Consider the following 9,006-nt stretch of genomic DNA (forward strand, 5'->3'; position numbering starts at 1 on the left):
GGGGTGCGACCGTCCGGCGAGGCTTGCGGCCATGACGATCCCGAAGCTCGTGCTCTCCTCGCCGGCGGACATCCTCGCCGCCGTGCCCTATCTCGTCGGGTTCCATCCCGCCGACAGCCTCGTCGTGACCGGCTTCGCCGGCCCGGAGGTGCGGCTGACGACGCGCTGGGACCTGCCTGCCGCCTCCGATGACCTCGACCGGCTGGTCGCGCTGCTGCGCCGCGAGTCGGTGACCGCCGCCTTCGTCGTCGGGTACGGCCCCGGCGCCGCAGTGACCCCCGCCGTCGACACGGTGACCCGGTTGCTGCGTGCCGAGGGCATCCGGGTGACGGAGAGCCTCCGGGCCGAGGGCGGGCGCTACTGGTCCTACTCCTGCGGCAGCGCGACCTGCTGTCCCGCGGAGGGCACGCCGTACGACACCGAACGCAGCCGTGTCACCGCGGAGGCCGTGATGCACGGGCTGGTGGCCCTGCCCGACCGGAGCAGCCTGCGGCGATCGGTCCAGCGGTCCGACGGGGCGGCGATGCGGCAGGCCACCCTCCGTGTGATGGCCGATCTGCGGGCGTTGCCCGAGCCCGGAGGCCCCGCCGCGGACGAACTGGCCGCGCGCTTCGTGGCCGAAGGGCTGGCACGGGTGCGCGGAGCCCTCGGCCTGTACGACTCCGGGGGCCGGCTGGACGACGAGGGCGCCGCCCGGCTCGGGCTCGACCTCGCCGTGGTCAGGGTGCGGGACGAGGCGTGGGCGTTGGTCGACGACCGTGACGCGCACATCGCGTTGTGGCGCGACCTCACCCGCCGCCTGGAGCCGGGCCACGCGGCGCCCGCGGCCTCACTGCTGGCGGCCGCCGCGTGGCATCGGGGGGAGTGCGCACTCGCGGGGATGGCGCTGGAGCGGGCGCTCGCCGCCGACCCCGGCTATTCGATGGCGCTCCTGCTCCGGCAGGCCCTGACGTACATGATGTCCCCCGCCATGCTCCGCGACCGCATGCCGACGCCGGAGGAACTCGACGACGAGATGGGCCGTCCCCGGGCGATCTGGCTCGCGCCGCTGCGCGCACTGCTGGCCCGGGACCTGTCCGAGCCGGCGCCGGTGCCGGACGGCCGTCAGACGGGGTCGCCGTCCTGAGCCCGGCGGCGCTCGTTGTAGGCCCGCATCCGGGCGGGGTAACCGGTGAGCTGCACGTCGTAGACCGGGAGAGCGAGGTCCCTGGCGACCTTGGCGATCACCGCGGGAGACCCGACACGGCGGCGGGTCCACTCCCCGTCGTGGGCGACGGCCACCGCGGTCGTGTCGGTCGCGAAGGTCTCGGGCTCGACGTAGAACTCGACGCCACGCCGCGTCTTGGCGAACTCGATGAGGGTCTCGATGTCGGCGTCGGTCGCCTCGCGGTCGAACTTTGCCACGCGGGCGCCCCGTCGCCGCCGGAGCCCATAGCGATCTCGCCATCTCATAGTGCTTGTATACATCGCCGTGGATCACGATGGCGTTAAGGGAACGGTCTCGGGGCGATGTCGGGGATGTCCCTGATGCCGCCGGGCGCGTAACCGGCACAAGATGGAGGCAGACTCGAAGAGAGCCGAGCAGTCGACGTGACGGAAGGCGATGCGTGATGCCCACGGCAGTCACACCACCCTGGCAGGGCCGTGCCCCTATGCCACACCCTCAGCTGCGCGTCACAAATCAGGACCGCGAACAGGTGGTCGAGCACGTCAAGGCGGCCTACGCCGAGGGCAGGCTCGACAAGTACGAGATGGACGAGCGCCTGCACCTGGCGATGACCGCGCGCACGCACGCCGACCTCTTGCCCATCATGAACGACCTGTACGGGACCCGCCCGGCCTACGTGCCCCGGCCGCCCTCGTACCACGCGGCCGCGGCCCCCGACGGGGGAGACCGGGTCGGGGCGGCGGCCTCGCACCTGTTCGGGCTGCTGGGGTTGTTCATCATCGGCCCGCTGTTGATGATGGTGACCGCGGGGCGGACGTCCCCCTACATCAGGAGGCACGCGGTGGAGTCGCTGAACTTCCACCTCACCGTGCTGGGGGCGAGCGTGCTGCTGCCGATCACCGTCGTCGGGCTCGTCCTGGTGCCGGTCGTCTGGGTCGTCGGGCTGGCCCTGTGCATCGTCGGCGGGGTGTCGGCCCTCGCCGGCACCGAGTTCCGCTACCCGCTGACCATCCGCCTCGTGAAGTGACTGACGTCCGGAGCGGGGCGCCCGGTCAGGGCATGAGCACGCGGACCGCGGCCACGGTGTCGGCCTCCTCGGGCCGCTTGTCGGGCCGGTAGCGCAGCACCCGCGCGAACCGCAGTGCCATGCCGCCGGGGTAACGGCTCGACCGCTGCACGCCGTCGAAGGCGATCTCCACGACCAGCGCGGGCCTGAGCGTGACGACGTAGTCGTCCGCCGGCCCCTCCGCCAGTCGCAGGAACTGCTCGGTCTGCCAGGTCAGCAGTTCGTCGGTGAGGCCCTTGAACGTCTTGCCGAGCATCACGAAGCCGCCGGTCTCCGGGTCGTAGGCGCCGAGATGCAGGTTGGACAGCCAGCCCCGGCGCCGTCCGCTGCCCCATTCGGCGGCCAGCACGACCAGGTCGAGCGTGTGCCGCGGCTTGACCTTGATCCAGCCCGCCCCTCGCCGGCCCGCGGCGTACGGCGTGCGCAGCGACTTCACCACGACGCCCTCGTGGCCACGCCGTACGGCGTCGCCGAAGAACGCCTCGGCCTCGTCGGCGTCGGCCGTGACGAGCCGAGGCGTGATCAGCTCGGCCGGGACCGCGGCCTCGAGCGCGGCGTGCCGCTCCGCGTCGGGCAGGTCGAGCAGGTCGGCGCCGCCCACGCGCAGGGCGTCGAAGAAGAAGACGGTCAGCGGCACGGTCGCGCGCACCGACGCGACGTCGGTCCTGCTGGCCACCCGGCCCGAGGTGACCTGGAACGGCTCGGGACGGCCGTCCGGGCGCAACGCGATGACCTCGCCGTCGAGCACGAGATCGGTCCCGGGCAGGCCGAGCACGGCCTCCACCAGCTCGGGGACCTGGGCGGTGATGTCGTCGAGCGTGCGGGTGAAGACGGAGACCCGGTCGCCCGACCGGTGGGCCTGGACCCGCACGCCGTCGAGCTTCCACTCCACCGCGGCGGGGACGCCGGCCTTCTCCAGAGCGGCGGTCACGCTGGGCGCGCTCTGCGCGAGCATCGGCGCCACCGCACGCCCGACCTCCAGGTGGAACGCCTTCAGCTCCGCGACGCCCCCGCGCAGCGCGGCCGCGCCCACGGCGGGCAGCGAGCCGCGCAGGGTCAGGGCCCGGCGCACCTCGGCCGCGGGCACGTTCGCGGCCAAGGCGATCGCCTCGATCATCACGCCGTTCAGCGCCCCCTGGCGCAGCTCGCCCGTCAGCAGCCGGTGCATGAACGACTGCTCCTGGCGGGTGAGGGCGCCGAACAGCTCGCCCAGCAGCTCACGGCGCGCGGCCTGCGAACCGGCGCCGGACTGGGACTTGACGCGTTCGAGCAGCTCGTCGACCCGGGTCAGGGTCGCCGTGGCGACCTGGCGCGGTTCGGAAAGGTCGGACAGGCTGCGCCAGCCCACCCCGATCTGGCGCTGCGGCAGCTCACCCGACAGGTACGCGATGGCGATCTCGGCCTCGTCCGCGCCCACCCTGCCGAGCAGCTCGGCGAGATGCCTGATCTTGGCGAGCCGCGCCGAGTCCGCGGCGACGGCCGCGGAGGTCCTGGCAAGGTCGATCAGCAACACACCGTAATCCTGCCTCACCGCAGCGGCAGATGCCCAGGCCGGGGGTCGGAGACCAGTGCCGCGACCGCCGGAGTCCGCCCGGAAGGAGCGGTGTCCAGAGTGGGTGGGGCGACAACGCGGCGAGGTGCCGCTCTGGTCGACGCGACGGGGCGAAGGTTGGCGGGAGGGGCACTAGCTGTAGTGGCGCAGGCTCGGCCACAGGTCCCGCCAGAGGCGGACGGGGTCGCGGCAGACCGTGATCGGCACTCCCTGCTCCTCGCCCGGCATTCCGCTCAGCCTGCCCGCCGGGGCGCAGCCGGCGAACGCGGCGCCGAGACGGGCGGGCGGGTAGCCGACGGACACGACCACCCGGGTCCCCTCCGGCGGCGGCCCCCACCACCACAGCTCGTTGTGGCCGCTGTACACCCGGGGCAGCCCGAACTCGCCCGCCCAGCGGCGCAGCGCGCCGGCCTCGCCGTAGTTCGCCGCGAGCAGCACCGCCCCGGCGCGCTCGGCGGCGGGGAGGCCCTTCACCACCCGGGCCGTCTGCGCCGCCACGTCGCGCATGCCCACCGACTCGCGGGCCACCTCGTTGACGGCGGCCACGGGTGTTCCCCCGAGTGACGCGGCCGGGACGACCGGCAGCGCCATCACCACCGCGACCACGGCGCCGACCGCCAGTGCCGCGGCCAGCGCCGCCCGCCACCGCCACCCGGCCGCCGTGACGCAACCGGCCGCGAACAGGTAGAGCAGGAACGCGCCGGTGTAGTCGGGGCGGCCGCCCGAATACAGGATCAGCGCGCAGGCCACGGGATAGGCGATGGCGAGCGAGCGGACCCGCCGGTTCCGCCACAGCCGCAGCCACCCGGCCACGCACACCACCGCCTGGACGGGCCCGAGCAGCACGATCTGCAGAGGGAAGAAGGCCGCGCGGTTGTCCGCGCCCTCGTCGACCCGCAACGCCTGGGCCATCTGGAACTGGGGCCAGTCGTGTGTGGCCTGGTAGACCAGGTTGGGCGAGGCGATGGCCAGGGCCAGAAGGGCGCCCGCCCACAGGCGCCTGTCCCGCAGCACCTCGCGCGGACCGGCCACGAGGACGCCCAGGCCGACGCCGACCAGCAGCACCACGATCAGATCGCGGTTGTACGCCGCGATCCCGCACAGCGCTCCCGTCCAGAGCCAGTAGCGCCCGTCACCCCTGAGCAGCACCCTCAGCAGGCACAGCGTGACCGCGCTCCACAGCACGAGGTCGGGGGTGAGGGTCAGCAGCGCGTGCCCGGCCACGAGAGGCAGGACGGAGGTCGCGGTCCCGGCCGCGGCGAGGATCTGGGCCGCGCGGCCGCCGCCCAGCTCACGGGCGGCCAGCGCGACGAGCACGACCAGAGCCCCGGTGCACAGGGCGGGGACGATCCGCAGCGCGACGACCGTGTCCCCGAAGAGCGTCGTGGACAACCGGGCGATCATCGGGGTCAGCGGCGGAGTGTCGAAGTATCCGAGCCGCGGCCGTTCGCCCAGCATGCGGAAGTACAGCTCGTCACGGTGGTACCCGTACCACGGGCTCACCGCGAGGAGCACGGCCACGGTCGCGGCGGCGATCGCGGCCACGGCCCGGGGCGGTGCGGCGAGCGGCCCGCCCGCCCGGTCACCCCCGCCGGTTGCCGGCGTGCCGGTGATCGCCTGTCCGTCCGCGGTCACGCCGGCCTCCCGGAAGCCGGCGTTCGCAAGGGGCCGCCTCTGGAGCCGTGTTTCGGGAGGGCATCGTCCACGCGGCCATCATCCTCGAAGCGCTCCGGCTCGCCTACCCCCGGATAGGCGCCTTCCGGTGTCCGGTCAGCCGACGCCGAGCAGGTCGACGACGAAGATGAGCGTCTCACCGGGCTTGATGAGGGCGCCCGCGCCGCGGTTGCCGTACCCGAGGTGCGGGGGGATCGTCAGGCGGCGCCGCCCGCCGACCTTCATGCCGGCCACGCCGCGGTCCCAGCCGGCGATGACCCGGCCGCCGCCGAGCGGGAACTGGAACGGCTGGCCGCGGTTCCAGGATGCGTCGAACTCCTCACCCGTGGAGAACGCCACCCCGACATAGTGGACGGTCACGTTCTGCCCGGGCTTGGCCTCCGGCCCGTCCCCCTCGACGAGGTCGACGATCTCCAGGTCCGCGGGCGGCGCGCCCTCGGGAAAGTCGATCTCGGGCTTCTCCAGTGCCACGTGGGCCTCCTGTTCTTCCAGTGCCGGAAGTTCCGACCGGCTGACGACTCTACCGGTGACGGCCGACACGACGACGCCTTCCCCACGCGGCGTGGGGAAGGCGTCGCGACTTCCGTGGACGACGGGAGGAGGTTACGGGCGAGGGCCTCGCGAGGCGCCCGCCCGGTCGTCGTCGCGTACCTCCTCGGCCCGGGGTTCGGACTCCGGGAAACCGGTGGCCTGCGGCGCCGTGTCGCCAGTGGTCACCGGTGACGTGGTGGCGGGACCGGCCGACGGCGGACGCTGGACGACGACGGTGTCGGCCGGCTGCACGCCGCCCTGCAGCAGCGCCTGGGCCTGGTCGAGCATGGGGGAGGCGACCAGCACGTCGTAGCGTCCGGCGACGATCGAGCTCCTGGACGAGAAGTCGCGCGTCCCGCCGGTGAAGGCGTGGCTCGTGAAGCCGAAGGCGGCGCCGGCGATGGCGCCCCAGAGGATCGACCACAGCACCAGCCCGATGAACGAGGTCGTGGTCGAGGTGAACAACCCGAGGAACAGGCCGACGACGAGTCCGAACACCGCACCGGTGATCAGGCCCGACAGTGCGGCCCTGCCGTTGGTGAGCCGCCCGGTGACGGTCTCCTCCAGGCGCAGGTCGCTGCCGACGATCGCGGTGTTCTCCACCGGGAACCCGGCGTCGGACAGGGTGTCGACGGCGCGCTGCGCCGCCGTGTAGTTGTCGTAACTGACCAGCAGCCGTCTGTCGACCGCCGGACTGACCGGCTCTCCGGCCGGGGAGTACTGCATGATCGCCTCCGCGGGGTAGTGCGGTCGGTACACGAACGCACTACCCCGACAGAGCCCGATATTCCTGTGCGGAACAGGGGGAGTCACCAACTCTGGTGAAGTGGCATGCCCTCGCTGTAGCCGGAGGCGCTCTGCACGCCGACCACGGCCCGCTCGTGGAACTCCTCCAGCGTCGTGGCGCCCGCGTACGTGCAGGAGGAACGCAGACCGGCCACGATGGCGTCGATCTGGTCCTCCACACTTGGCCGCGCCGGGTCGAGGTACATCCGCGACGTCGAGATGCCCTCCTCGAACAGCGCCTTGCGGGCCCTCTCGAACGGCGAGTCCTCGGCGGTGCGCAGCCGTACGGCACGGGCCGAGGCCATGCCGAAGTTCTCCTTGTACTTCCGCCCGTCGGGGGCGGTGCGGGTGTCGCCGGGCGACTCGTACGTGCCGGCGAACCACGAGCCGATCATGACGTTGGAGGCTCCCGCGGCGAGCGCGAGCGCGACGTCGCGGGGGTGGCGCACGCCGCCGTCGGCCCACACGTGCCGGCCGAGGCGGCGGGCCTCGGCCGCGCACTCCAGCACGGCGGAGAACTGCGGCCGTCCCACGCCGGTCATCATCCGGGTCGTGCACATCGCGCCCGGACCCACGCCGACCTTCACGATGTCGGCGCCGGCGTCCACGAGGTCGCGTACGCCCTCCGCGGTGACGACGTTGCCGGCCGCGACCGGCACGGAGGGATCGAGCGCGCGTACGGCCCGCAGCGCCGAGATCATCTTCTCCTGGTGGCCGTGCGCCGTGTCGACCACGAGCACGTCGACGCCGGCGTCGAGCAACTCCTTGGACTTGGCGGCCACGTCGCCGTTCACCCCGACCGCCGCCGCGACGCGCAGCCGGCCGCGCGCGTCGAGGGCGGGCTGGTAGAGGGTGGAGCGCAGCGCCCCGGTGCGGGTGAGGATGCCGACCAGGCGGCCGTCCTCGTCCACCACGGGCGCCAGCCGGTGGCGGCCCTCGTGCAGCGCGTGGAACGCGGCCTGCGGATCGACGCCGCGCGGCAGCGTCTGCGGTGAGGCGGTCATGACCTGGGAGAGCTGCGTGAACATGTCGACGCCGTGGCAGTCGGCCTCGGTCACCACGCCGACCGGCCGGTTCTCCCAGTCCACGACGATGACCGCGCCGTGCGCGCGCTTGGGCAGCAGGGTGAGCGCCTCGCCCACCGTGTCGTGGGCCGTGAGCGTGATGGCCGTGTCGTGGACGAGGTCGCGGCTCTTCACCCATTCGATGACGTCGGCCACCACGTCGATCGGGATGTCCTGGGGGATGACGGTGATGCCGCCGCGCCTGGCGACGGTCTCGGCCATGCGGCGGCCCGCGACGGCCGTCATGTTGGCGACGACGAGGGGGATCGTGGTGCCGGTTCCGTCGCCGGTGGACAGGTCCACCGCGAGACGCGACCCGACGGAGGAACGGGACGGCACCATGAACACATCGCTGTACGTGAGATCGTAGGGCGGCGTCACATCATTGAGGAATCGCACGTTTGTCCAGCCTACGTTGTGAGCGGGTCATACCCGGCATTCCCGGCCGCCGCCGGAACAGACCCGGACACGGGATACATTGACCTCGCCTGAGAGGAGAGCATGTGATCATCGTTGACCGTCCGGAGACGCTCGTCGTCGGCTTCGCCGTGCGGACGACCAACGCGGCGGAGGCGGACCCGGCCCGCGCCCAGTTGCCGGGCCTGTGGGCCCGTGCCGGAGCGCCCGGCGCCTTCGCGCACGTGCCCGGCCGGGTCGACGAGAACCTGTACGCCGTGCTGACGGACTACGAGAGCGACCACAACGGCGCCTACACCCAGATCGTCGGCGTGGCCGTGCGTACGGCCGCGCGGCTGCCCGAGGGCATGGTCGCCGTGCGGGTGCCCGGCGTGCCCGCGCTGCTGTTCGAGGCGCGGGGGCCGATGCCGGGGGCGCTCCTCGATGCCTGGCAGCAAGTGTGGAAGCACTCGGAGTCGGGCCTCACCCCGGCCCGTGCCTTCACCACCGACCTGGAGATCCACCACCCCGGGGGCGTCGACCTCTTCGTGGCCACGCTGCCGTCGTTCGGGGATCCGACCGGGCCCATTCCGCCGGTTCAGGCCACGCCCGCCTGACCTCCGGCCTCGTCGTCCAGGTCCTCGTCGAGGTCGTCGTCCGGCGGCGGGTCGGGCAGCCGCCACCCGGCGACCAGCAGCGGCAGCAGGAAGTGGGTCCACCACAGGGCGAAGACGCCGAGGAAGACGGCGGCGCCGGGGATGTGCGCCTT

9 protein-coding genes are annotated in these 9,006 nt (G+C 73.0%); 3 read left to right on the forward strand and 6 right to left on the reverse strand.

Annotated elements, in window-relative coordinates; translation table 11 throughout:
* The first annotated feature begins 31 nt into the window (after positions 1-31).
* Complete coding sequence (locus tag HHX41_RS24625) at positions 32-1,126, forward strand: DUF4192 domain-containing protein (protein ID WP_182907885.1); 1,095 nt, start codon at positions 32-34, stop codon at positions 1,124-1,126.
* Here the strand turns inward: HHX41_RS24625 and HHX41_RS24630 are convergent.
* Positions 1,105-1,452 carry a hypothetical protein gene (locus HHX41_RS24630; RefSeq protein ID WP_169984690.1) on the reverse strand — a complete coding sequence of 116 codons (348 nt, stop codon included), beginning with the start codon at positions 1,450-1,452 and terminating at the stop codon, positions 1,105-1,107. The two genes, HHX41_RS24625 and HHX41_RS24630, sit on opposite strands and share 22 nt — an antisense overlap.
* Before the next feature lie 200 nt (positions 1,453-1,652).
* Here HHX41_RS24630 and HHX41_RS24635 point away from each other — a divergent pair, with 200 nt between their 5' ends.
* Entirely contained in the window at positions 1,653-2,195 is a 543-nt protein-coding gene (locus HHX41_RS24635) for a DUF1707 and DUF4870 domain-containing protein (RefSeq protein WP_182907886.1), read from the forward strand.
* Between the two features lie 25 nt (positions 2,196-2,220).
* On the opposite strand, the gene HHX41_RS24640 is transcribed toward HHX41_RS24635, so the two are convergent.
* The 5 genes from HHX41_RS24640 to HHX41_RS24660 form a co-directional block, all read right to left on the reverse strand.
* Complete coding sequence (locus HHX41_RS24640; protein ID WP_182907887.1) at positions 2,221-3,747, reverse strand: ATP-dependent DNA ligase; 1,527 nt, start codon at positions 3,745-3,747, stop codon at positions 2,221-2,223.
* 171 nt (positions 3,748-3,918) lie between these two features.
* Entirely contained in the window at positions 3,919-5,421 is a 1,503-nt protein-coding gene (locus HHX41_RS24645; protein ID WP_182907888.1) for a glycosyltransferase family 39 protein, read from the reverse strand.
* 135 nt (positions 5,422-5,556) lie between these two features.
* On the reverse strand, positions 5,557-5,931 hold the full coding sequence (locus HHX41_RS24650; RefSeq protein WP_079316111.1) for an FKBP-type peptidyl-prolyl cis-trans isomerase: 375 nt from the start codon (positions 5,929-5,931) through the stop codon (positions 5,557-5,559).
* A 132-nt stretch (positions 5,932-6,063) separates the two neighbouring features.
* Positions 6,064-6,750, reverse strand: coding sequence for a general stress protein (locus tag HHX41_RS24655; protein ID WP_182907889.1), 687 nt, complete (start codon positions 6,748-6,750; stop codon positions 6,064-6,066).
* Positions 6,751-6,800: 50 nt separating this feature from the next.
* The gene (locus HHX41_RS24660; RefSeq protein WP_182907890.1) at positions 6,801-8,240 is read right to left on the reverse strand and encodes a GuaB1 family IMP dehydrogenase-related protein; all 1,440 of its coding nucleotides are present in this window, start codon (positions 8,238-8,240) and stop codon (positions 6,801-6,803) included.
* 104 nt (positions 8,241-8,344) lie between these two features.
* Here HHX41_RS24660 and HHX41_RS24665 point away from each other — a divergent pair, with 104 nt between their 5' ends.
* Positions 8,345-8,854, forward strand: coding sequence for an effector binding domain-containing protein (locus HHX41_RS24665; RefSeq protein WP_169984684.1), 510 nt, complete (start codon positions 8,345-8,347; stop codon positions 8,852-8,854).
* The last annotated feature ends 152 nt before the right edge of the window (positions 8,855-9,006 follow it).

The sequence above is a fragment of the Microbispora sp. H13382 genome (genome assembly GCF_014161445.1).
Lineage (GTDB): Bacteria > Actinomycetota > Actinomycetes > Streptosporangiales > Streptosporangiaceae > Microbispora.